Genomic DNA, 23,757 nt, shown 5'->3' with positions numbered 1-23,757 from the left:
TATTTGAGTGTATGGTGCGTGGCATGCTAGAAATGGGGCTAATGGCGCGACTGTGGCGTTTTTTATCGCCCCGAGTGTGCAAAATAATGAACGGCTAGGGTTGTGCAGGATAGTGAACAGGCCAAGGTCGCTGACGCACTATATTAACCAGTCGTCACCAGGTATTCGAATGACCATGGAAGGAGACAGGCGATGCAGCACCCCCGGGGAGAGGTCCAGTGGCGGACCATGACGGATAACCCCTTGGCCGACAAAGAGATGGACAAGAGCATGGGCGAGCGCCTCGCCCAGATCCGCCGTCGCCTCGGGCTCTCCCAGCGCCGGGCGGCCGAGCTGAGCGGCCTGACCCACGGCGCCATCTGCATGATAGAACAGAACAAGGTGAGCCCCTCGGTGGCCTCGCTGCAGAAGCTGCTCAGCGTCTACGAGCTGCCGCTGTCGCGCTTCTTCGCCGAGGAGGAGCTGCAGACGCCGAGCGTGGTGATCAAGGCGGAGCAGCTCATCGAGCTGGGCAGCCAGGGGGTCTCCATGAAGCTGGTGCACAACGGCAACAACCGGCGTCAGCTCGGCTTCATGCTGGAGACCTATGCCCCCGGCACGGACACCGGGGGCGTGGTGAAGCATCAGGGGGAAGAGGTGGGCACCGTGCTGGAAGGATCCGTGCTGCTGACCCTGGCGGGCCAGACCTATGAACTGTGCGCCGGGGACAGCTACGTCATCGACACCGGCGAGCCCCACAGCTTCAGCAATCCGTCGGGGGAGACCTGCCGCATCGTCAGCGCCCACACCCCGGCCAGTTTTTAATGTGAACAACGACTCGTGTTGGAAAAGAACCGGTAAGGAAACAGGGATCATGACCGAACATGTAAACAGTTACTACGCAGCCAGTGCCAACAAGCACGCCCCCTATCCCACGCTCACCGAGCAGCTGGAGTGCGATGTCTGCATCATAGGCGCGGGCTACACCGGCCTCTCCAGCGCCCTGCACCTGGTGGAGAAGGGCTACAAGGTGGTGGTGCTGGAGGCGGCCCGGGTGGGCTTTGGCGCCAGCGGTCGCAACGGCGGCCAGATCGTCAACTCCTACAGCCGCGACATCGACACCATAGAAGCGAATTGCCCGCCGGAACAGGCCAGGCTGCTCGGCTCCATGCTGTTTGAGGGAGGCCAGATCATCCGCGAGCGGATCAAGCGCTACAACATCCAGTGCGATCTGCGTGAGGGGGGGGTCTTCGCCGCCGAGACCGAGAAGCAGCTGCACGAGCTCAAGGCGCAGCAGGCGCGCTGGGAGAAGTGGGGCAACGACAAGCTGGAGCTGCTCGATGCCGACGGGGTACGCGAGGTGGTGGCGAGCGATCGCTACGTCGGCGCCCTGCTGGACAAGAGCGGCGGCCATATCCACCCCCTCAACCTGGCCCTGGGGGAGGCGGAGGCCATCCGCATGCAGGGGGGGCAGATCTTCGAGCAGTCCGCCGTCACCAGCATCACCCCGGGTCAGCCCGCCCTGGTCAAGACCGCCAAGGGGGCGGTGAAGGCGCGTTATGTCGTGGTGGCGGGCAACGCCTACCTCGGCAACCTGGTGCCCGAGCTCGCCGGCAAGAGCATGCCCTGCGGCACCCAGGTGATCGCCACCGAGGTGCTGGGGGAGGCGCGGGCCCGCTCGCTGTTGCCGCAAAACTACTGCATCGAGGATTGCAACTACCTGCTCGACTACTACCGCACCAGCGCCGATCACCGGCTCATCTATGGCGGCGGCGTGGTCTACGGCGCGCGGGATCCGGCGGACATCGAGCGGCTGATCATCCCCAAGATGCTGAAGACCTTCCCCCAGCTGGCCGGCGTCAAGGTGGAGTACACCTGGACCGGCAACTTCCTGCTGACCCTGTCGCGTCTGCCGCAGTTCGGCCGCATCGGTCCCAACATCTACTACATGCAGGGCTACAGCGGCCACGGCGTGACCTGTACCCATCTGGCGGGCAAGCTGCTCTCCGAGGTGCTGAGCGGTCAGGCGGAGCGCTTCGATGCGTTCGCGAAGCTCCCTCACTACCCCTTCCCGGGGGGGCGTCTGTTCCGTATCCCCTTCACCGCCGCCGGCGCCGCCTGGTACACCCTGCGCGATCGGCTGGGGGTGTGATCCCGCCTGCCCGGACTCGGATACCTACAAGGCCACCCCAGGGGGTGGCCTTGCGTTTTCTGGGGCGGTTGGCGGCGTGAGCCCCGGCCTCGCCGTGCGGGCGTCAGGCCGGAGCCGGGTCGGCGGGGAGGCGTGTCGCCAGATGGCACAAGCGCCGCGCCGCCTCTTCCTCGCTCAGCACCACCCGATGGACCCCGCGCAGCCGCAGATGATGCACCTCTTCGCCCTGATGAGCGCAGGCGGCTATCTGCAGCAGATCCCCCTGTTCCCGCGCGATGGCGGCGATTTCGCCGGCCAGCAGGCTGTCTTCCAGGGTGATCAGCAGCCAGCTGGCATTGGGCAGGGCCGCCGCGAGCAGATCCGGCTGGACAGGATGGCCGGCCAGACAGGTGATCCCCCGGGCGCGCCAGGGCGCCAGCAGCTGCTCATCCGAGTCGATCACCACCATCTCTCGCCCCTGCTCGTGCAACTGACGGATCAGCGGGGTGCCGATGCCGTCGGCGCCGACCACCACCACGTGGCCTTGCAGCGGGCAGAGCGGGGCGACGTCTTCGGTCTGCGGCTCGGGGTGGCGGCTCAGCCAGCGCTCCACCCGATTGAATACCAGGGGGTTGAACACGATGGAGAAGCAGGCGCCGATCAGCACCAGATCACGAGCCACCGCCGGCACCAGGCCGAGCATGACCCCCAGCCCCATCAGGATGAAGGAGAACTCCCCCACCTGGGCCAGGCTGGCGGAGATGGTCAGCGCCGTACGCCGGCTGTGGCCAAACAGCCGGACGATGGCGAAGGCCGCCACCGACTTGCCGATCACGATGACGAACAGGGTGGCCAGCACCGCCAGGGGCTCGCGCAGCAGGATGACGGGATCGAACAGCATGCCCACCGAGACGAAGAAGAGCACGGCGAAGGCGTCCTGCAGGGGCAGGGTGTCGTTGGCGGCCTTGTGGCTCAGGTGGGAGCTGTTCATCACCACCCCGGCGAAGAAGGCCCCGAGGGCGAAGGAGACCCCGAACAGCTTGACGGCACCGAAGGCGATGCCCAGCGAACAGGAGAGCACGGCCAGGGTGAAGAGCTCGCGGGAGCCGGTGGCGGCGGTGCGGGCCAGCAGCCAGGGGATGAGGCGGCGTCCGCCGATGATCATCAGGGCGATGAAGGCCGCCACCTTGGCTAGGGTCAGGCCAATGTCGGCGAGCACCTGGGCCAGGGTCAGGCTCTCACCTCCCTGCTGCAGGTTCGCGAGTATGGGGAGCAGCACCAGGGCCAGCACCATCACCAGATCCTCGACGATGAGCCAGCCGATGGCGATGCGCCCCTCCTTGGTGTCGATCTGGCCTCGGCTCTCCAGGGCGCGCAGCAGCACCACAGTGCTGGCGGTGGAGAGGGCCAGACCAAACACCAGGCCGGCGGTCAGGCTCCAGCCTAGCAACTGGGAGAGGCCGAGCCCGAGCAGGGTTGCCAGGGTGATCTGGACTATGGCCCCCGGGATGGCGATGTGCTTGACCGACAGCAGATCCTTGAGGGAGAAGTGCAGGCCGACGCCGAACATCAGCAGGATGACGCCGATCTCCGCGAGCTCGGGGGCGAGCTGCAGATCGGCCACATAGCCTGGGGTGAAGGGACCGCACACCACGCCGGCCGCCAGATAGCCCACCATGGGAGAGACTCGCAGGTGGCTTGCCAGCATGCCAAGCAGATAGGCCAGCACCAGGCCGCCAACCAGGGTCGTGATAAGGGGGAGTGAGTGGTCCATGTCGTCACCTCGCTAATGGCAGTCAGGGGCTACCAGATCACCCGAAGGGGAAGAGGGCAGCTGTCAATGAGCAGGGGGCGAAAGAGACAGAAGTTGGCCGCATCAAGACATTTTCTTGAGGACAACAGATGCCGTTTCCATTGAAAAATAATGCATTTTTATGGCTTGGACAACATTATTCCAAGATTGAGAGGGATTTTGACGGGAAATGTCTGTAACGCATTGTTTTAAAGTGAAAGGATGACTCTTGAATGCAATTTTTGGCAGAAAAAATCAATCCGCGATTGTTTTCTTCGCTGCGGTTCACCCTGCCGCCGGCGGCACGGAGGAGGCGGCCCTCCTCCGTCGTCAACGATAAACGGGCGCAAAGGGCGGGTTAGTCGCCCCTGGCGATCCCCTCCCGCCTGGGGTCGGCGGCGCCCAGCCAGCCACCGGCATTGCGCTGCACCCCCTGCAGCCCGGAGGTCTGCTCGCCCAGCAGGAGCTCGTGTCCCCTGGCTTTCAACCCCTGAACCACGGCATCTGGCGTGCGCCCCTGCTCCAGCTCGGTGGGGCCGTTGCGGCTGCCGAAGTTCGGCAGCGCGATGGCCTGCTGCAGATTGAGCCCCCAGTCCTGGGTCCCCAGCAGCGCCTTGCCCACGTAGTTGATGATGGCCGAGCCCCCGGGGGAGCCCAGGCTCATCTCGAGCTCGCCGCTCTGCTTGTCAAACACCAGCAGGGGGGACATGGAGGAGCGCGGACGCTTGCCGGGTTCGACCCGGTTCGCCACCGGCAGGCCGGCCGCATCCACCGAGGTGAAGGAGAAATCCGTGAGCTGGTTGTTGAGCAGATAGCCGTTGACCATCAGTCGCGAGCCGAAGCCATCCTCGATGGAGCTGGTCATGGAGACCGCCATCCCCGCCTGGTCGACGATGGAGACATGGCTGGTGGACGGGAGTTCAGGGGTGGCATCCCGGCCACGGGCGAGCGAACGGGGCGGCTTGCCGGGCTGGGCCACTCCCATGGAGCGGTTGCCGATGAGGCGGCCCCGCTCGGCCAGATAGCCCTTGTCCAGCAGGCCGGCCACCGGCACCTCGACGAAGTCGGCGTCGGCCACGTACTGGTTGCGGTCGGCAAAGGCGAGCCGCGCCGCCTCGCTGTAGAGGTGGATGGCATCGCTCGAGGCGGCCAGCCGGCCATCCGGCCCGGGCACGGGTTTGAGCGCTGCCATGTCCCGGCTCTCCAGCATGCCGAAGATCTGGCCGAGGGCCAGGGTGCCGGAGGAGGGGGTTGGGAAGCCGCAGATCTCGCTCTGGCGGTAGTCGAAGCAGAGGCCGTCCCGCAGCTTGGCGCTGTAACTGGCGAGATCCACCGCCGCCAGCACGCCGGGATTGGTAGGGTGCTGGCGCACCTTGGCCACCATGGCGTCGGCGAGTTGCCCCCGATAGAAGGCATCTGCCCCCTCTTGGGCCAGGGTTCTCAGCACCCTGGCCAGGGCCGGGTTGGTGAGCTTGCTGCCGGCAGCTTTGGGCGTACCGTCCGGCTGATAGAAGTAGGCGCGGGCCTCGGGGTCTTTGGCGAGATAGGGCTCCTTGGCGATCAGGGTGGCGAGGCGCGGGCTGATGATGAAGCCCTGCTCCGCCAGGGCGATGGCGGGCTCGAACAGCGTGGCCCAGGGCAGCTTGCCATAGCGCCCGTGGGCCAGGGCCAGGGCGCGCACCGTGCCGGGGGCGCCCACCGAGCGGCCGCCCACCACGCCGTCGTAGAAGGCCATGGGTTTGCCATCCTGCATGAACAGCTGATCCGTGGCGGCGGCGGGGGCCGTCTCCCGGCCATCCACGGCGACCACCCCTTTGCCGTCCCACACCAGCAACAGGGAGCCGCCACCGATGCCGGACGACTGCGGCTCCACCAGGGTCAGCACCAGCTGGACCGCGATGGCCGCATCCACGGCGCTGCCTCCCGCCTTGACGATCTGGTAGCCCGCGTCCACCGCCAGCGGGTTGGCCGCCGCCACCATGAAGTGGCGACCCTGCCAGCCCGGCTTGTCGGTCCAGCCGCTCGCCGCCTCGGGGGCGATCAGGGTCTGGGGTGGGGGGACATAGTGAAAGGCGCTCTGGGGGGCGCAGCCGGCGAGCAGGCCGAAGGCGACCAGCAGGCCGAGGGGTTTGAGGGACATGACAGGCTCCTTGTCGGTTTCTTGTTCATCAGTCGAAATGTGTCACACTTGGAACTTGATGAAAAGATTGTCGTTAATACTCATATGGTTACAAAACTATCAGGAAGAACGCCACAAGGCACAAGGCGAATCTGGGAAGGGGCTGCACCCTGCACCTGACGGCTAGTTGGCTCGCTGCCGGTTCAAGCCATACAGCGGCGCTGGAGTGGCTTCATCCAGAAGCCAGCCCACGACAACGCCAGAGCCAACCGTGACGAGCATCAGCACATAGATCAGCCACTGGAAAGCGTCCCCATAGGCGCGGATCAGAGCCTGGGCACTGTCGTTGGAGACCTGGCTTGCGGCGGCGACATTGCCCATCGCAAGCTGCCGGGCCGTCTCAATGGTTGCCGCTGCGCTGCCTTGCGGCAAGTGCATCTGGATGAACAGCGTCACCAGCGCACCTACGATGGCGATGGCCACGCCTTCGCCCGCCACCCGCGTCGTGCTGAAAATCCCCGTCGCCATGCCAGCGCGCTCCTTCGGCACGACACTGACCGCCAAACCATCCATCAAGCCCCACGGCAGCCCCGTGCCGATGCCGATGACGAGGAGCGGCCCCAGCAGCGATGCGTGAGGATCCGATGGGGCTATCTTGCCGAGCCAGAACAGCCCGGCAGCAGCGACAAATAGCCCCAGTGCCGAGATTTTTCCGGCCGAGGCCCAGCGTGTCAGGCTGGCCGCCAGACTGGGCACGATCAACATCGGAATCGACAAGGCGATCATGCTCATCCCGGCGCTGACCTCGCTCTTGCCCTCAATGCCGATCAGCCGCAACGGGAGCAACACCAGCAAGACCACATAGCAATAGCATGTGGCCACCGGCAGCATCTGCACGCCCAGGAAGCGCGGATACCGAAACAGCGACAGATCCAGCATCGGGCGGGCCGCACGTCTCTCCACGCCAAGAAAAATCCCCAATGACAGGGCGGCGCCCAGCAGCAGCCCCCACGCCTGCCAACTGCCCCAGCCGCTGGCCGGCAATTGCAGAACCCCCCAGGTGAACAAACCGAGTGCGCCGGTGAAACTGACCGCGCCAGCCCAATCAAAAACCGCCGCATCGGGGTCGCGCGATTCGAGCATCCTGGGCACTCCCAGCAGCAAGGCGAGTGCACCCACGCAGGCACTTGAGAAGAACACCGAACGCCAGCCCAGGTGTTCGATGAGCATGCCCGCCAGGAGCGGGCCGAAAGCCAGTCCCACACCAAAGCTGGTGCCCAGCAGGCTGAACGCTCGCGTGCGCGCCATGCCGTCAAACGCCTGGGCAAGCGCCGCCGACCCGCCTGCCAATGCCGCCGCTGCGGCGATTCCCTGAGCCGCGCGCAGCACATCGAGCCAGAGGATGCTCGGTGCCCAGGCGATGACGATGGAGATAATCACGAAAGCCAGCACTCCGCTGGCAAACACCCGTTTGCGGCCGAAGGTATCGGCCAATGCACCGGCCGTCATCAGGAGGCTGCCGAAGCTCAACATGAACGCATTGGTGATCCAGTTCAGTGCCAGCGGACTGCCCCCGAGATCGCGACCGATCATGGGGGTGGCGACAGTCCCGCCAGTGAAGCTGAGAGGAAGGATCAGGGCCGCCAGGCAGATGGCGGCAAGCAGCGACGCCTGATGGTGGCGGCGTGGGTGGGGGACGACGGTATTGGTGACTTTCATCGGTATCTCTCGGCGCGGTCCGCTGGTTGCAGGGGCCGCATAGGTCATGGGGGATGCATGACATGCTAAAAGATCACCAGTCATTGAAAAACATGGCATTATTCCTTTCTTAAATGACAAAAACTCACTAATTGAACGATGGCGATGGATAGTTTGAGCGGATTGATGGCGTTCGTCCGCGCAGCGGAAGCAAACAGTTTTGTCGCGGCCAGCAAGCGCCTGGGGGTGTCCGCCTCTGCGATCAGCAAGAGCGTGGCACGCCTGGAGGCCGAGCTTGGGGTGCGCTTGTTCAACCGCAGTACTCGGCGCCTGAGCCTGACGGAAGAAGGCGCGCTTTTCTTCGATCGCAGCCAGCGCATCGTCGAAGAAATCGAAGAGGCGGAATCCGAGTTATCCCGGCTGGCGGGCAGTCCCAGCGGCAAGCTGAAAATCGGCGTGCCGGCCATTGGCTATCGGATGTTGATGCCCGTTCTGCCCGAATTCACTGCCCGGTATCCCGACATCAGACTCGATTTCGACTTCAACGACAGGTTGATCGACGTCATCGCCGAGGGAGTGGATGCCGTCATCCGCAGCGGTGATACCGGCAGTTCCCAGCTCAAGGCTCGTCCCTTGGGCACGTTCCGCTTTGTGGTGGTGGGCGCCCCGCGCTACTTCGCCGAACGCGGCACACCGCAAGCTCCGGCTGACCTCGTGGGCCATGACTGCCTGCGGTACAGGTTCCCGACGACGGGCCAGTTGCAGGGGTGGGGGCTTGGCACCGAACGGACGGATGTCCCGTGTCTGTCTGTTCCGACCACGCACACGTTCAACAGCGTGGAAGGGCTGATCTACGCCTCGGTGGCTGGGCTGGGAATCGCCTACCTGCCCGATTTCGCCGTCCGTGAGGGCATAGGATCGGGAGCGCTGGTATCCATCCTCGATGACTATGTGGTCGAAGGCGGACAGTTCTCCATCCTCTGGCCTGGCAATCGCTACATGGCGCCCAAACTGAGGGTGTTTGTGGATTTCCTGGTCGACAAGAAGGTGTTGGGCGGGTAAGGGGCGCGGTATTCCGGCAACACGCCCGAGGTGGCGTCCTAAGTGCATCGAGGGAACAGCGAAGGTGCCGGCCTTCCATCGCGCTCTTCGGCTTTGGCGTAGCCCGTCGACATGCCGGGCTGGAGTCATCGAGACATAAAAAAACCGCCATCAGGCGGTTTTTTTATGATGATGTCTGTCGCCTGCGGGCTGACTAGATGGACTGCTCTTCCCCACCCAGGGCGGCGAACAGGGCCGGGATGAACTGGGCCAGCTCGGCGGTCACCAGGGCGAAGTCGGCATCCAGGCGGGCGGCGGGATCCTCGCTGGTGACATCGTCGTTCTGCTCGCGCAGCTCTTCGCTGAACTTCAGGCGCTTGATGGAGAGATCGTCGCCGAGCACGAAGCTCAGGGTCTCGCCCCAGTTGAGGGCCAGCTTGGTCACCAGCTTGTCGTTGGCCAGGTGATTCTTGATCTCGTCGCTCATCAGATCCTGCTGCTTGCAGCGGATGATGCCGCCGTGCTCCATGGCGCTGCGCAGCTCGGCTTCGTCCTCCAGGGTGAAGGCGGCGGGCAGGTTGCCCTCGTTGAGCCACTCGGTCATGGTGATCTCGGGCGGGTTCTTCAGGGCCACCGGCACCACCGGCAGGGTACCGATGGATTTGCGCAAGAGCGCCAGCAGGTCGTCCGCCTTCTTGGCGGAGCCTGCATCCACCACCATCAGGTTGTCGGCGGGGTTGATCCAGGCGAAGGTCTGGCTGGTGCGGCTGAAGGCGCGGGGCAGCAGGGTATGCATGATCTCCTCCTTGAGTGCCTCCTTCTCCTTCTTCTTGAGGGCGCGGCCCTGCTCGAACTCGATCGCCTCTATCTTCTCCGCCAGCATCTCCTTGACCACGGTGCCGGGCAGCATCTTCTCTTCCTTGCGGGCGCAGATGAGGAGGTGGCCAGAGGCGGCGTGGGTCAGGGTGGAGCCGAATTTGCCAAGGGGCTTGACCCACCCGAACCGGGAGATGTCCTGACTGCCGCAGGGGGTGAAGGCACAGGCTTCCAACTGGGTTTCCAGCTGTTCCACGGTCAGGTCGAAGGGGCGGGTAAAGCGATAAATCTGCAGGTTTTTAAACCACATGGCGTCCTCGGTCTCTAGATTGTCCGGCGGGCATTGTACTAGAGAGGCGCTTTGTGATCAGCCAATCATTCTTGCTAAATAAAGGGCGATCGACCTCACAGGGCCCCACCTTGCTCACCCGCCAGCGCGTCCAACTCCCCTAGACTGCGAGTGTTCAAATTGTTGACAGGGATGCGACTATGTTGAGACAGAGCCGGCCGGAAGACATGGAAGAGATCGTCGAAATCTGGTTGCTGGCCTCCCTGCAGGCCCACGATTTCGTCGACGCTTCCTGCTGGTGGCAGGCCCAGGAAGATCTGCGTACCCGCTATCTCGATCACGCCCGCATCTGGGTGTTCGAGGAGCGCGGCGATCTGCTCGGCTTCATGGCCCTGGTGGATGACTACCTGGCCGCCCTCTTCGTGCGCCCCGACAGGCAGGGGCGGGGGGTGGGGCACGCCCTGCTGCAGGAGGCCAAATCCAGGTGCGCCGCACTGCATACCCGGGTCTTCGTGGAGAACGAGCCGGCGGTGCGTTTCTATCGTCGCCACGGCTTTGAAATTGGGGGGGAGGTGCCCGATCCCCTCACCGGCCATCTTCAGTACCAGATGCATTACCAAACCGTCTGAATCTGACGTCAGCCCCTTTTTGCTTGAAAAAAGAGGGGCCTATCCTCATCTTGTCTGCATCGGGTGCCGCTGGCACCACCTCCATACGAGTCGTTTTTTCATGAAGATCCTGCATACCGCCGACTGGCATCTTGGCCATCAACTCCATGGCCACGACCGCCGCTTCGAACACGATGCCTTCCTCGACTGGCTGGCCGACACCATCAAGACACGGGCAATAGACGCCCTGCTGGTGGCGGGCGATCTGTTCGACACCGCCAACCCCCCTGCCAGCGCCTGGCAGCAGCTCTACCGCTTCCTGGCCAGACTGCGCGCCGAGCACCCGGCTCTGGAGATGGTGCTGATCGGCGGCAACCACGACTCTCCCTCCAAGCTGGATGCCCCCCACGAGCTGCTGCGCGCCTTCGACCTGCATCTGGTGGGCAGCATCAGCCGGGACGAGGAGGGGCGCCTCGAGACCGAGCGTCTGCTGGTGCCGCTGCGGGGCAAGGACGGCGAGGTGGCCGCCTGGTGCGCCGCCGTGCCGTTTCTGCGTAGCAGCGATCTGCGCCCCGAAGGGCTCAGCGAGGGGCAGGACAGACTCATCGAAGGGGTACGCCAGGTCTATGAGGCGGTACTGAGCGAGGGGCGAACGCGCTGCCATCCGGATCAGGCCCTGATCGCCATGGGCCACGCCTATCTGGCATCGGGCCAGCTCTCCGAGCTCTCCGAGCGGAGGGTGCTCGGCGGCAACCAGCACGCCCTGCCTGCCGAGCTGTTTGCCGCCGCCGATTACACGGCGCTGGGCCACCTGCACCTGGCCCAGACCCCGGCCGAGGGGGTGCACTACAGCGGCTCGCCGCTGCCGCTTTCGCTGGCCGAGGCGAACTACAACCATCAGGTGCTGGAGGTGACGTTCGAGGGGGGCAAGCTGGCCCGCCTTGAGCGGATCCCGGTGCCCCGGGCGGTGGTGATGATCCGGCTGCCCCAGAGCGGCCTCGACGAGGCGCTCAAGGCCATCGAGGCGCTGGAGCTGCCCGCTTGTCCGCAGCAGGCGCAGCCCTTCCTCGAGGTGCGGCTGCTGTTGCCCAAGCCCGAGGCCCGCATCCGCGAGCGCGTGCTGGCCGCCATCGGCGACAAGCCGGTGCGCCTGGCCCGCATCACGACCAGTTATCAGGGCTCGGGCCAGGGGCTGGCGGACGGTGCCGGCCAGCGCCGGCTCGATGAGCTTTCCCCCAGCGAGGTGTTTCGCCTCTGCTATCAGCGTCAGTTTGACGGGGAGCCGGAGGCCGAGCTGGTGGCGTCGTTTGAAGAGATCCTGGAGCAGGTGAAGGAGGCCAATGCATGAAAATCTTGTCGCTGTCAGGGGAGAATCTGGCCAGCCTGACCGGCCCCTTCTCCATCGACTTTACCGGTGGCGCCCTGGGGGCCGCCGGCCTGTTTGCCATCACCGGCAATACCGGCGCCGGCAAGAGCACCCTGCTCGATGCCATCTGTCTGGCGCTCTACGACGAGATGCCGCGCTTCATCGCCAATCGCAAGAACGTGGCCGAAGTGGGCCGCATGGATGACGAGGAGAAGCTCAAGGCCAACGACGTGCGCGGCATCCTCAGCCGCGGCCACGCCAGCGGTTTTGCCGAGGTGCAGTTTCGCGGCTGTGACGGCCGCATCTGGCTGGCCCGCTGGGCGGTACGCCGTGCCCGCAACCGCGCCGAGGGGCGCTTTCAGGCCCAGGAGCGCAGCCTGACCGACGTGGCGTCGGGCCAGGTGTTCAGTGGCAGCAAGCGGGAGCTGCAGGATCGCATCGACGAGCTGGTGGGGCTCTCCTGGGAGCAGTTTCGCCGCGCCGTCATCCTGCCCCAGGGGGAGTTTGCCGCCTTCCTCAAGTCGAGCGCCGACGAGCGTTCCGCCCTGCTCGAACGGATGACCGGCACCGAGCTCTACTCCGCCATCTCGATTCAGACCCATGAGCGGGCGCGGGAGGAGCAGCAGAAGCTTGCCGCCATCAGCCAGCGGCTCGGCGACGTGGCGCTGATGGACGAGGCGACCCGCGAGCAGTGGGTGAGCCAGCAGGTCAGCCTCGCCACCAGCCTCAAGCACGAGCAGCAACAGCAGCAGCTGATGCAGGACTTGCGGGATCTCAACGGCCGCATCGCCGCCCAGTTGCAGGCCTGTCAAGAGGGGGAAGCGGCCCTTGCCGCGGCCGAGGCGGCCCACGGTGCGGCCGCCCCGGAGCGCGAGGAATTCGCCCGCGCCGAGCAGGCCCAGGTGGCCCGCGCCGATCACGACGAGCTGGCCCGCCTCACCCTGGAGGTGCAGCAGCAGGAGAAGGCGCTGGCCGAGCTTGGCCCCGAGCTTGGCAAGCTGGAGGAGCAGACCCAGCAGAGCGCCCTCACCGAACAGCAACTGCTGGCGGAGAAGATCGCCGCCGAGCGCGAGTGGGGCGCCCTGCAACCCGAGCTCAAGCGGGCGCAGGAGCTTGACACCCGCATTCGGGAAAAGCTGCAGCAACTGCAGAAGATCCAGCAGGAGGGGGCGCAGGAGCGGGAAGTCCAGCTCACCCTGGAGCAGGGCTGGCGCCAGCAGCGCCAGCAGGTGGAGCAGCTCAAGGCCCAGCACCAGCAGTGGGGGGCCTGGCTTGAGGAGCACAAGGAGCTGGCGCCGGTGGCCCGCCAGTGGCAGCCCTTGCTCACCGCTATCCAGGATTGGGCCGAGGATGCCGACAGGCTGCAGCAGCTCCTTACCCTGCGCGAACACAAGCTGCGCGCCCTCAGGCAGTTGCAGCGCCAGCTGGAGCAGGGGCAGCAGGAGCGGGACTACTGGCAGCACGAGCAGGCGCGGTTGCAGCAACAGCAGCACGAATTGCAGGAGCAGCAATGGGAGGGGCGCCTGGCCAAGGCGCAGGAGCAGTGGCAAGGGCAGACCGAGCAGCTCGGCCAGCTGCGCCAGCTGCTGGAGCTGGCCGACTATGGCCGCAATCACGGCGAACAGCATGGTCGCCTGCAGCAGGAGATCGCCCAGCTGGAGCAGGCGCTCGGCAAGCTGGCCATCCTCGGCGACGAGCTGACGCCGGCCCGCGAGCGGCTCGCCCTGCAACGGGACGAGGCGCGCCACGCGCTGGAGCAGTCCCGTGCCATCGCCAGTTTCGAGCAGCATCGCCACATCCTGCGCGACGGTGAACCTTGCCCGCTCTGCGGCGCCGAGGAGCACCCCTATCACCAGAGCCAGCCACAGGTGGCGGGCATTCTCGGTCAGCTGACGGAGCGCGTCCGCGGCCTCGAGCTCGAGTGGGAGCGGCTCAATCACCAATACATCCAGTGCGAGAGCGAACGCCAGGAGCTGGCCCGCCAGCTGGCGGTGCGCCAGCAGCATCTGCCTGAGCTGGAGACGCGCGCCGAGCAGCTGACCCAGCGCTGGCAGCAGCTCGGCGGTGCCGAGCTGCTGGGCCATCCGCTGCCGCTGCGTCAGAGCCCAATCGAGTGGAACGAATTGATGAGCATCCTGCTCGGCCGCGGTCAGAGTCTGGAGCAGGGGCTGGCCCGCAGCCAGCAGCAACTGCGCGAGGCCCAGCAGGGGCAGCAGCAGTTGCAGGCCGTGCGCCAGCAGCTGAGCCAGCTGGCCAGCCAGCACCAGCAGTTCGAACAGCAGTGGCAGGAGGCCGATCGCCAGCGCATCGCCCTGGAAGGGGAGGTGAAGGCGATGGGCGAGCAGGAAACGACCCTGCGCCAGCGCCTTGAGCAGGGGGGCAGCCGGCTCGACGAGCAGATGGGGGGCCAGCCCTGGCGTCAGTGGCTGGGCAGCCAGCAGTGGCGCGAGTGGCAGCGGGCCTGCGAGGCCTGGCTGCACGGCCAGAGCGAGTGGGAGCGGCTGACCGGCGAGATTGCCAGCCTCACCCCGGCCCTGAGCGCCCAGGAGGCGCGTCTGCAGACTCAGCGTGAGCTGCTGCACAAGCTCGAGCGCGACTACAAAGAGCATGAACAGCAACGGCAGGGGCTGATCACCAGCCGCGCTGCCTGTCTGGGGGGGGAGGAGATTGCCCTGGTCGAGAGCCGCTGGCAGCAGCGGCTGCAGCAACTGGCGAGCGAGCTGGAGACGATGCAGGGGGCGGCCCGCGCCTTGCGCGAGCGCCAGACCGAGCTCAAGACCCGTCTCAGCCATCTGGAGCAGGAGAAGCAGGTGAGCAGCCGGCGGCGGCGGGAGGTGCTGGGGCGCTGGGCTGCCCACGCCAGCAGCCTCGGCATCGCCGAGTATGACCTGCGCCGCCTGCTGGCCATGAGCCCGGATGAGCTCAAGGCGCGCCGCACCGCCTTGCAGGCGCTGGAGGATGCCCGCGCCGAGGCACGAACCCGCTTGACCGAGCGGCAGCGGGCGCTGGCGCTGGAGGAGAGCAAGCGAGATCGTTACCGCGAGCATCACCCCGAGCTGGCCGCGTTGGCGCCACAGGAGCTCGACAGCCGGTTGACGGCGTTGGAGGCGCACTGCCGCGCCCTCGACGAGCAGTTGTTCCAGTGCAAGAGCACGTTGGCCCAGGCCGAGGCGGCTGCCCTCAAGGCGGGCACCTTGCAGGAGGAGCTGGCCGCCCAGCAGGCGGTGGCGGATCACTGGCAGCGGCTGTCCGATCTCATCGGCTCGGCCAGCGGCGCCAAGCTGCGCACCTTCGCCCAGAGCCTCACGCTGGAGCGGCTGCTGCTGGAGGCCAACGCCCAGCTCGCCGAGCTCTCCCCCCGCTATCGACTGGAGCGGGTGCCCGGCACCGATCTGGCGCTGCAGGTGGTGGATCTCGACATGGGGGACGAGGTGCGCTCGGTGGATTCCCTCTCCGGTGGCGAGAGTTTCCTGGTGTCGCTGGCGCTGGCGCTGGCGCTCTCCAGCCTGTCGTCGCGTCAGACCCAGGTCGAATCGCTGTTCATCGACGAGGGGTTCGGCACGCTCGATCCCGACAGCCTGGATCTGGCGCTCGCCAGCCTCGACTCCCTGCAGGCGGCCGGTCGCCAGATCGGGGTCATCTCCCACGTGCAGACCCTGGTGGAGCGGATCGGCGTGCAGGTGCGGGTGGAGGCCCTCGGCGGCGGTGAAAGCCGGGTGGTGTTGCCCGGATGACGGCGCGTCATCCATGACCATGCATGAACAAGAAGGCCCCTGTGAGGGGGCCGAAAAGACGCAGTCCGGCAAGTCTGGCCTGCGGGCTGTGGATCAGACAGACCATTGGATTGGTCCGAGACCGAGCAATGGAGCCTGGATTGTCGTTCATCAGAGGAGTGGTCAATGGCACCCGAGCGGATCGACAGGGCCCAGATGTTTGTGGCCGTCCCCCGCGCTCTGATGCGGGCCCCCCTGTGTGGATCGTCATGGCATCAAACGATGGACAGCACTTCCGACAGGGCCTTGCGGGGCTTTTGCGGCCAGTTCTTGGTGGCGGGATAACCCACAGCGACGATCATCACGGGTAGCTCGCTCGTCGAGAGTTCAAACGCCCGAGCGACCTGAACAGCATCGAATCCGCTCATGGCGCACGACCCCAGCCCCAGCCCCATCCCCTGTGCCGACAGCATCAGGGTCATGGCGGCCAGGGAGGCAGAACGGATGGCCTCATCCCGCTGCAGGAGGACATTCCCCTCATGGGCCGTGCTGGCCAGGCTGACCCATCCATCGACCACTTGCTGCGCCATGATGCCGTGTTTCACGCTGGGCTGCAGGGTGGCGGCCAACTGAGAGTGGGCCGCCAGGGTGCCGCAGACGATGAAGGCGACCGAGGCATCCATGATCTTCTGCTGTTCAAAGGCGGCGGCTCTCAGGCGGCGCTTGGCCGCCTCGGACTGCACGGCAATGAATCGCCAGTTCTGCATGTTGTAAGCCGAGGGCGCCTTGGTTGCGAGGCTGATCAGGGATGCAATCACCCCATCCTCCAGAGGGCGGTCTGGCTGAAAGTGATTGATGGAAGTACGAGCGTCAATGATGTTCTGAATGGCTGTCGTCATGTCATGGTCCAGTAAGAAAATGTGTGGAAGAAGTGTGTGATGGCTCGCAACGCCTGAGCGTCCATGAGAGGGGCTGGCGATGAGCACAACCACTCCCCTGAGTGCGGCCAATGCCCACAGCCCGTCGTTGCCGCTAGCATGGGCCGAGCCAGTCAGGGCAGGGCGGCACGGTGGCCCGGCCTGAAGCCATGCTGGCGGGATGACCAGACGATGGACAGGCCCAGCAGCGCCAATGCCGCCATCGTCCAAGAGAAGGATGCAGCGCCCAGGTGTTCCAGCAGCATGCCACCCAGTACCCCCCCTCCCGCCACGGCGAGATTGAACATGGTCACCAGCATGGATTGGGCTACGTCGGCCTCGTCGCCCGCCCTATCCGAAAGTGCGGTCTGCAACAGGGTCGGCGCACCGCCAAAGGTCAGCCCCCACAGCGTGATGCCTAGCAGCACGGCCCATGGCGATGAACAGGAGAAGCCAAGCATCAACGCGGCTGTGGTGAATACGGCCAGGCTCAGCAGCGTCAGCGTGCGCAGCAAGCGATCCACCAGCAGGCCGGTGAGCCAGATCCCCACGATGGACGCGACGCCAAACAGCAGCAGCATGGCATCGACCCATTCCCCCAGGCCAACCGATGCGAGGAAGGGGGCTATGTAGGTATAGAGAATGTTGTGCGCCAGTATCCAGACGAACAGAGCCAGCAGGACCGGGCGAATACCTGGCACCCGGAAGATGTGTCGGATGGGGACTCGCTGCCTGGCCGACTGGCCCGCAAAGCCCGGTACCGACAGCCATACCCAGAGAAACAACAGTAACGACAGCGCCGACATGATCCAGAAGACGCCGCGCCAGTCAGACCAGGTGCCCAACCAGGTTCCCAATGGCACACCAATGGCCAGGGCGATGGGCTGGCCGACACCGACGACAGCCAGGGCACGACCTTGCAGGTGCGCCGGCACCATGCGTCTCGCATACCCGGCCAGCAAGCCCCACACCACCCCTGCCGCCATGCCAGCGACAAAGCGTGCCCCCAGGGTCAGGCCGTAGTGACTGGACAAGGCGGTGAGGGTGTTGAACACCAGCAGTCCGCCGAGCGCCAGCAGGAATAGCGGTTTGCGGTTCCAGTTGCGAGTGGCGGCCACAATCGGAATGGCCGCCAGGACGGAACCCAGTGCGTAGAGCGTCACCAGCTGACCCGCGAGGGAGCCGGATACGCCCAACCCCTGGCCGATCTGCGGCAACAGCCCGGCAGGCATGGTCTCTGTCATGATGGCGAGGAAGCCCGCCGTGGTGAATGCCAGCAGTTTCCCGATTGGCAGACCCTCTGCGTCCGCAATCGTCTTGGGTGTCGGACTCTCATGATATTCGCTCTTCATATGGTACTCATCACCTCAGGCGAGATAGGACGCGGCCATGTCTTTGTCGCCGTGCCCGGCCTCCAGCACCCGCTCAAAACGCCAGAGGCCGGCCTTTGCCGTATCGAGTCGCACACCTGCATGCTCAGCGGCCTCGATGATCAGACGGGCATCTTTTACTGCATTGGCGATCGTGAAGCTTGCCGAGTAGTTGTCAGCCAGGATGGCGGCGGCCTTGGCCTGAAAATAGCCGCTGTCCATCGGTCCTCCCGTGACCACATCCATGAGCAGAGCGGGATTGACGCCCATCCCCTTGGCCAGGGTCATGCTCTCGGCCAGACCGTGAGTGAGGGAAAAGACCCAGTGGTTCAGGGCAAGCTTGAGACGGCTGCTGGCGCCTGCTTGTTCCGACACCCACAGGGTCCGTTTGCCAATGGCGTCGAAGGCTGCCTGGGCGGCTGCTCGCTGTGCGACTGGACCTGATGCCAGAACGATGAGCTGGGCCAGTTCAGCCGGTTGCCGAGTGCCCTGCACCGGGGCATCGTAGAACACCAGCCCTTGCTGTGCGGCCAGTACCACCAGGGTGTCAATGCCCTCTATGCCGACAGTGCTCAACTGCAACCAGATGGCCCCCTTTTTCAAGGCCGGAGCGGCGCTCAGCATGACCTGCTCAACGCTGGGACCATCCTTGAGGACTGTCACTATCAGGTCGGCGTCACGCACGGCATCTGCAGGGGTGTCGAAGACCAGGATACCGTCAGAGGCCAGTGCCTGGGCCTTGGTTGCGGTACGATTCCAGGCATGAACCTTAAACCCCCTCCTGTGAAAATGTCGTGCGATCGGTGCGCCGATCAGACCGGTACCGAGTATGGCCAAGGTGACATGTCGATGTGCGTTCATGGGGACTCCTCTGATGATGAATATAATTGGAACGATCATTCCAATTTTAGTTAAATCAATATCCGGCCCCAGGCACACGTCTGCCAGGATGCCGGTGGATAAAGGACCTACAGCGTATCCATAGCCGTGTCGATCACGTCAAGCAGGCACTGGCGTCGCTGCTCTGAGGGGCTGCCCTTGCCCAGCACACGCAGGCCCTGAATGGTATTGACGAAGAACCAGGCCAGCGCCCGCGGGCTCTTTCCGGGGGGGATGTCGCCCGATTGTTGCCCTCGCCGGATCAGTCTTTCCAATGCCTTTTGCAAGCGCTGAAAGTTGTGTGCCACCAGCCTGGCGATGGCTTCATCCTGGCCTGCGAGTTCCAAGGAGGCATTGGCCACCAGGCAACCTCGTCGTTGTCGGTCACCCAGTTCGTCCTCCAGGATGCGCATCAGCAACTGTCGGATCAGATCCTTGGCATCACCAGAACTGTCCAGCAGCGCGACATTGGATGCGGTGACGGCCTGATAGCGGATCAGCGCTTGCTGATACAACCCTTGCTTGCTCTCAAAGGTGCTGTAGAGACTGCTGCGGGACAGACCCGTGCCTTCGACAAGATCCTGAACCGAGGTCGCCGCATAGCCACGTCGCCAGAAGACCTCCATGGCGGCATCGGCAATCTCGTCGGGTTCGAACGTCTTGGTGCGCATGGCATTCACCTATCTGGAATGGTCGTTCCTGTAAATCTACGATCTGGCCTGACAAGCGTCAAGAACTATCGTGGCGCCTATCGTCGGGCGGTATGGTGAAAGGGGGCTCGACCCCGCACCTGGGCGTGCAGCTTGCCGGATAGCTTGCCTGCAACAGTTTGCATAGGGTGCCAAGGAGGCATGGGACGAATGAGGCACAGTGGGACTGGCGCGCGTGAGTGGACCTATGAAGGAGGTGATAGCGCAGTGGTGGAGGCTCGCCGATGACCCTTCACAAGCCTGTGATGGGCTATGTGCGACGACAAACAAAAAAGCCCAGCAGGCGAGGCCTGCTGGGCTGTTGGTCGGCGTAAGCCTGACTTACTTCTTGATGCGGATTACCGGGGTCTCGCCCACGGTCACGGCGCCAGTCATCTTCACCAGCTCTTTGATCTCGTCCATGTTGGAGATGACCACTGGCGTCAGGGTGGATTTTGCTTTGGCTTCCAGCACGGCCAGATCGAACTCGATGATGGTGTCACCGCGCTTGACCTGTTGACCTTCCTGAGCGATACGGGTGAAGCCTTCGCCCTTCAGCTCGACGGTGTCGATACCGAAGTGAACGAACAGCTCGATACCAGAGTCGGATTCCAGAGAGAACGCGTGGTTGGTCTCGAAGATCTTGCCGATGGTGCCGTCGCACGGAGCCACCATCTTGTTGCCAGCCGGCTTGATGGCGATGCCGTCGCCGACGATCTTCTCGGCGAAGACGACGTCGGGTACATCTTCGATGGGCACGATTTCGCCAGACAGGGGAGCAAAGATTTCGATGCCGCCGGTGTCAGAACTGTCGTCGGAAACCAGTTTCTTCAGTTTATCAAACAGACCCATAGTAAAAGCTCCTAGAGATGATTGTCGCTGTTTGCAGCCGATCTTAGCAGACTGCCTTCTGCTTAATAAAGTTATCTACACAGGCTTCGATTTCGGCGGCGGTCGCATAGCTCAGGGCCTGGTCTGCCATTGCCTTCACATCTTCGAAGTTGGTGTTGCGGATAAGCTTCTTGATACGCGGTACAGAGATGGCGCTCATGGAGAACTCATCCAGACCCATACCAAGCAGCAGCAGGGTGGCGCGTTCGTCACCAGCCAGTTCACCGCACATACCGGTCCACTTGCCATTGTCATGGGAAGCGTCGATCACCATCTTGATCAGGGTCAGGACGGAGGGTGACAGCGGGTTGTACATGGCGGAAATCATCTCGTTACCACGGTCGACGGCCAGGGTGTACTGGGTCAGGTCGTTGGTACCGATACTGAAGAAATCCACTTCCTTGGCCAGATGATGAGCCATCACGGCCGCGGCCGGGGTCTCGATCATGATACCCACTTCGATGGATTCATCAAAGGCTTTGCCTTCGGCGCGCAGTTCGGCTTTCAGCGTCTCCATGGTGGCCTTGAGGCTGCGGAACTCTTCGACGGAGATGATCATCGGGAACATGATGCGCAGCTTGCCAAAGGCGGAAGCGCGCAGGATGGCCCGCAGCTGGGCGTTCATGATGTCGGCACGATCGAAGAAGATCCGCACGGCACGCCAGCCCAGGAAGGGGTTCATCTCCTTCGGGAAATTCATGTAGGGCAGTTCTTTGTCGCCGCCGATGTCCATGGTGCGGACGATGATCGGCTGGTCCGGCATGGCCTCTGCCACTTCTTTGTAGGCCTTGAACTGCTCGTCTTCGGTCGGCAGCGCGTCACGGTCCATGAAGAGGAACTCGGTACGGTACAGACCCACGCCCTCGGCGCCGTTGCGGATGGCACCCTCGGTATCCTTGACGGTTCCGATGTTGGCGCACACTTCGACCTGATGGCCGTCCAGGGTGATGGCAGGCAGATCTTTGAGCTTGGCCAGCTCATCCTTCTCGGCCTGGAACTGGGCCTGGAACTTCTTGGCCTCGGCCAGCTGTTCTGCGGTCGGATTAATGATGACCTGGTTGTTGATCGCATCCAGCACCAGCATGTCGCCGTTCTTGACGCGCTCGGTGATGTCGTTGGTGCCCACGACGGCCGGCAGCTCCAGGGAGCGGGCCATGATGGAGGTGTGGGAGGTACGGCCACCGATGTCGGTGACGAAGCCCAGCACGTATTTCAGGTTGATTTGAGCGGTTTCGGATGGGGTCAGGTCTTTGGCGACCAGGATGACCTCTTCGTCGATGGTGCTCAGGTTGACGACGGCGATGCCCAGTACGTTCTTGACCAGACGGGTACCGATGTCACGGAAGTCGGTGGCACGCTCGCGCAGATAAGGGTCGTCCAGCTCGGCCATCATCTTGGCGTACTGTTCGATCACCTCGAAGATGGCTCTGTCGGCGGATGCCTTGTTGTCCTTGATGAAGGATCTGATATCCCCTTCCAGCTCTTCATCTTCGAGCAGCATGATGTGGCCTTCGAAGATGGCCTCTTTTTCTTCACCGAAGGTGCGACCGGCCATCTCTTTGATGGCTTCCAGCTGGGCGGCTGACTTGGTGCGGGCTTCGAGGAAGCGGTTGATCTCGGCATCAATCTGCTCGGCAGGGATCTTGCCCTGATTGATAACGATTTCATCTTCTTTCAGAAGAAGCGCCTTGCCGAATGCGATACCGGGGGACGCAAGAATGCCAGATATCATAATCCTTCCTATTAAAACGACTGTGGGGGAGGAGTAAAGCTGGATTACTCCAGCTCGTCCATCAGGGCAACCAGCTTCTCAACGGCTTTCTGAGCGTCCGGGCCGTCGGCCTGGATGGTCACGTTGGTGCCCTTGGTCAGACCCAGGGTCTGCAGCTTGAACAGGCTCTTGGCGCTGGCGGACTTGCCACCGGAGACCACAGTGATCTCGCTTTGGAATTCTTTGGCTTCTTTCACGAACTGAGCTGCAGGACGGGTGTGCAGGCCGTTTTCAGCAGTAATAACAACAGACTTCTCGTACATGGTTTCACCCCATATTATTGATATTGTGTGGAGAGATGGTCGCTAATGAGGCTTCCTGTCTCACCGTGTCAGTATGGATATGTTGTAAAGTAACGAAATCAGACCTGCAATGGTTTAATCCAGGTCAATTTTCTGTGCAGTATTCGGCGTTGTGGCCAGGTCTTTTTTCGTTATCGCGCTACAAGCCGCGTCAGGACTGGCCTGAAATTATTTTATAACGAAAAATAACACTTTGTTACCTTGTGATACCTGGCCGGTAAACACCTCGTGACGCCGCACAGGATATGAGATTTATCACAGAATGTCTGCTTTTTTGTCATGTCCGAGTTTGTTATTTTACCCCAAAAAATAAGGGGCCGACTGACACTGATGGCTACTGAGTTTAGCGCATAATGAAAACGGCGCTCCGAGGAGCGCCGTCGTTTTGATGTAAGCCGATCAACTACTGTTGCAGCTCTTGCTCGCTGAACACGCCGGCGAAGAGGGCGCTGGAGAGGTAACGCTCGGCGGCGCTCGGCAGGATGACGACTATGGTCTTGCCCTCGAACTCCGGCAGCTCGGCCAGACGGTTGGCGGCGACCACGGCGGCGCCGGAGCTGATCCCGGCCAGGATCCCTTCCTCTTCCATCAGGCGGCGGGCCATCTCGATGGCTTCGTCGCTGCTCACCTGTTCGACGCGGTCCAGCAGGCTCAGGTCCAGGTTGCCCGGAATGAAGCCGGCGCCTATGCCCTGGATCTTGTGCGGACCCGGTTTGATCTCTTCACCGGCCAGCTTCTGGCTGATAACGGGGGATTCGCTGGGCTCGACCGCCACAGAGACGATGGCCTTGCCCTTGGTCTGCTTGATGTAGCGGGAGACACCCGTGATGGTGCCGCCGGTGCCGACGCCCGCCACGAACACGTCCACTTCACCGTCGGTGGCGTCCCAGATCTCGGGGCCCGTGGTCTGCTCGTGGATTTCCGGGTTCGCCGGGTTCTCGAACTGCTGCAGCAGCACGTACTTGCCCGGTTCGGATTCCAGGATCTCGTTGGCCTTGGCGATGGCGCCTTTCATGCCGAGCGGTCCCTCGGTCAGCACCAGGTTGGCACCCAGGGCCTTGAGCAGCTTGCGACGCTCCAGGCTCATGGTGGCCGGCATGGTCAATGTGATGGGATAGCCACGGGCCGCAGCCACGAAAGCCAGGGCAATGCCCGTGTTGCCGCTGGTAGGCTCGATGATCTCCTTGCCCTTGGTCAGCAGGCCGCGTTTCTCGGCATCCCAGATGAGATTGGCACCGATCCGGCACTTGACGCTGAAGCTCGGGTTGCGGCTCTCGATCTTGGCCAGCACGCGGCCCTTGGTAACACGGTTGAGACGAACCAGCGGGGTGTTGCCTATGGTCTGGCTGTTGTCCTCAAAAATTTTGCTCATGGTGCTATCCCTGT

At 63.6% G+C, this 23,757-nt stretch carries 18 protein-coding genes; 6 read left to right on the top strand and 12 right to left on the bottom strand.

The genetic code is table 11. The features are described from left to right. Positions 1 to 192 precede the first annotated feature (192 nt). The gene (puuR, locus tag R2B70_RS13910) at positions 193 to 804 is read left to right on the top strand and encodes an HTH-type transcriptional regulator PuuR (protein ID WP_209794493.1); all 612 of its coding nucleotides are present in this window, start codon (positions 193 to 195) and stop codon (positions 802 to 804) included. A 49-nt stretch (positions 805 to 853) separates the two neighbouring features. Beyond that, positions 854 to 2,131, top strand: a complete 1,278-nt coding sequence (locus R2B70_RS13905; protein ID WP_209794494.1) for an NAD(P)/FAD-dependent oxidoreductase — start codon at positions 854 to 856, stop codon at positions 2,129 to 2,131. 103 nt (positions 2,132 to 2,234) lie between these two features. Here R2B70_RS13905 and ybaL read toward each other — a convergent pair whose 3' ends face one another. The 3 genes from ybaL to R2B70_RS13890 all read right to left on the bottom strand — a co-directional run bounded on the left by ybaL (position 2,235) and on the right by R2B70_RS13890 (position 7,740). Then, complete coding sequence (gene ybaL, locus R2B70_RS13900; protein ID WP_318161777.1) at positions 2,235 to 3,884, bottom strand: YbaL family putative K(+) efflux transporter; 1,650 nt, start codon at positions 3,882 to 3,884, stop codon at positions 2,235 to 2,237. A 376-nt stretch (positions 3,885 to 4,260) separates the two neighbouring features. Next, positions 4,261 to 6,042, bottom strand: a complete 1,782-nt coding sequence (gene ggt / locus R2B70_RS13895) for a gamma-glutamyltransferase (protein ID WP_318161776.1) — start codon at positions 6,040 to 6,042, stop codon at positions 4,261 to 4,263. Positions 6,043 to 6,204: 162 nt separating this feature from the next. Further along, entirely contained in the window at positions 6,205 to 7,740 is a 1,536-nt protein-coding gene (locus R2B70_RS13890; RefSeq protein ID WP_318161775.1) for an MFS transporter, read from the bottom strand. Positions 7,741 to 7,884: 144 nt separating this feature from the next. Between R2B70_RS13890 and R2B70_RS13885 the strand changes: the two genes are divergently transcribed. After that, on the top strand, positions 7,885 to 8,781 hold the full coding sequence (locus R2B70_RS13885; RefSeq protein ID WP_042075069.1) for a LysR family transcriptional regulator: 897 nt from the start codon (positions 7,885 to 7,887) through the stop codon (positions 8,779 to 8,781). A 193-nt stretch (positions 8,782 to 8,974) separates the two neighbouring features. Here the strand turns inward: R2B70_RS13885 and rdgC are convergent, their stop codons facing one another. After that, a complete protein-coding gene (gene rdgC, locus R2B70_RS13880) occupies positions 8,975 to 9,886 on the bottom strand; it encodes a recombination-associated protein RdgC (RefSeq protein WP_216990723.1) in 912 nt (303 codons plus the stop codon). Between the two features lie 179 nt (positions 9,887 to 10,065). Here rdgC and R2B70_RS13875 point away from each other — a divergent pair, with 179 nt between their 5' ends. From R2B70_RS13875 to R2B70_RS13865, 3 genes are all read left to right on the top strand, one after another. After that, positions 10,066 to 10,494 carry a GNAT family N-acetyltransferase gene (locus R2B70_RS13875; protein WP_209794500.1) on the top strand — a complete coding sequence of 143 codons (429 nt, stop codon included), beginning with the start codon at positions 10,066 to 10,068 and terminating at the stop codon, positions 10,492 to 10,494. A 100-nt stretch (positions 10,495 to 10,594) separates the two neighbouring features. Next, the gene (locus R2B70_RS13870) at positions 10,595 to 11,821 is read left to right on the top strand and encodes an exonuclease SbcCD subunit D C-terminal domain-containing protein (RefSeq protein WP_318161774.1); all 1,227 of its coding nucleotides are present in this window, start codon (positions 10,595 to 10,597) and stop codon (positions 11,819 to 11,821) included. Next, on the top strand, positions 11,818 to 15,573 hold the full coding sequence (locus tag R2B70_RS13865; RefSeq protein ID WP_318161773.1) for an AAA family ATPase: 3,756 nt from the start codon (positions 11,818 to 11,820) through the stop codon (positions 15,571 to 15,573). Before R2B70_RS13870 ends, R2B70_RS13865 begins: the two co-directional genes overlap by 4 nt. Before the next feature lie 254 nt (positions 15,574 to 15,827). Here the strand turns inward: R2B70_RS13865 and R2B70_RS13860 are convergent, their stop codons facing one another. From R2B70_RS13860 to cysK, 8 genes are all read right to left on the bottom strand, one after another. Then, positions 15,828 to 16,451: a nitroreductase family protein gene (locus R2B70_RS13860; protein WP_318161772.1), complete on the bottom strand. Its 624-nt coding sequence runs from the start codon at positions 16,449 to 16,451 to the stop codon at positions 15,828 to 15,830. 152 nt (positions 16,452 to 16,603) lie between these two features. Continuing rightward, positions 16,604 to 17,821, bottom strand: coding sequence for an MFS transporter (locus R2B70_RS13855; RefSeq protein ID WP_318161771.1), 1,218 nt, complete (start codon positions 17,819 to 17,821; stop codon positions 16,604 to 16,606). 15 nt (positions 17,822 to 17,836) lie between these two features. Next, positions 17,837 to 18,700 carry an NAD(P)-dependent oxidoreductase gene (locus R2B70_RS13850; protein WP_318161770.1) on the bottom strand — a complete coding sequence of 288 codons (864 nt, stop codon included), beginning with the start codon at positions 18,698 to 18,700 and terminating at the stop codon, positions 17,837 to 17,839. 107 nt (positions 18,701 to 18,807) lie between these two features. After that, complete coding sequence (locus R2B70_RS13845; RefSeq protein ID WP_318161769.1) at positions 18,808 to 19,389, bottom strand: TetR/AcrR family transcriptional regulator; 582 nt, start codon at positions 19,387 to 19,389, stop codon at positions 18,808 to 18,810. Between the two features lie 360 nt (positions 19,390 to 19,749). Continuing rightward, positions 19,750 to 20,259 (bottom strand): PTS glucose transporter subunit IIA, encoded by a 510-nt coding sequence (gene crr / locus R2B70_RS13840; protein ID WP_010673569.1) that lies wholly within the window; start codon positions 20,257 to 20,259, stop codon positions 19,750 to 19,752. 43 nt (positions 20,260 to 20,302) lie between these two features. After that, complete coding sequence (gene ptsI / locus R2B70_RS13835; RefSeq protein WP_318161768.1) at positions 20,303 to 22,030, bottom strand: phosphoenolpyruvate-protein phosphotransferase PtsI; 1,728 nt, start codon at positions 22,028 to 22,030, stop codon at positions 20,303 to 20,305. 44 nt (positions 22,031 to 22,074) lie between these two features. Further along, entirely contained in the window at positions 22,075 to 22,332 is a 258-nt protein-coding gene (locus tag R2B70_RS13830) for an HPr family phosphocarrier protein (protein WP_005303128.1), read from the bottom strand. 442 nt (positions 22,333 to 22,774) lie between these two features. Continuing rightward, entirely contained in the window at positions 22,775 to 23,743 is a 969-nt protein-coding gene (gene cysK, locus R2B70_RS13825; RefSeq protein WP_042075052.1) for a cysteine synthase A, read from the bottom strand. Positions 23,744 to 23,757 lie beyond the last annotated feature (14 nt).

Origin of the sequence: Aeromonas sp. XH (genome assembly GCF_033348475.1) — a bacterium.
GTDB classification, from domain to species: Bacteria; Pseudomonadota; Gammaproteobacteria; order Enterobacterales; family Aeromonadaceae; genus Aeromonas; species Aeromonas sanarellii.
The sequence above is the reverse complement of the archived record's forward strand: the minus strand, read 5'-3'. Positions and strand labels throughout refer to the sequence as shown.